General features: G+C 44.8%; 1 protein-coding gene. It reads left to right on the forward strand.

Annotated features, from left to right (window positions below; all coding sequences use genetic code 11):
- Positions 1-141 precede the first annotated feature (141 nt).
- The coding region (locus AB4585_RS28440) for a VOC family protein (protein ID WP_372172115.1) at positions 142-502 on the forward strand (361 nt) is incomplete at its 3' end.

Consider the following 502-nt stretch of genomic DNA (forward strand, 5'->3'; position numbering starts at 1 on the left):
GATCTTGGGTGCGTGGAGTCTGCTTTATATTGTAGTGATTAATATTAGGGAATTACCGGGTTTTTATGAAGGCTCTAACTTGAAGATTGTTCGTGACACTCCTAGTTTTGAGATACAGACAAACTCACTCAAGGTGTACATATGAGCCAACTGACTCCATATTTATTTTTCTCAGGGAAATGCGAACAGGCCCTAGCTTTTTATTGTGATGTATTCTCTGGTGAGGTTGTTTCACAGCAACTCTTCTCTGACGCTCCCCAGGTTATAGAGGGCGCCGAGCCTCATTGGGTTATGCATGCCGAGTTTAAATGCCCTCACTTCTCACTGATGATGTCAGACGGCCTGAAAAGCACAGAGAGAGACGGACCTATTGCCCTATCTATAATGCTTGACGATATGAGCCAACAGGCTGAGATATTTAATGCATTGGCGGAAGAAGGGCAGGTGATTATGCCTCTAACCGATATGTTTTGGGGGGCACACTTTGGGCAGCTCGTTGATA

This window comes from Vibrio sp. 10N.222.49.C9 (assembly GCF_041474985.1).
Taxonomy (GTDB): Bacteria; Pseudomonadota; Gammaproteobacteria; order Enterobacterales; family Vibrionaceae; genus Vibrio; species Vibrio crassostreae_C.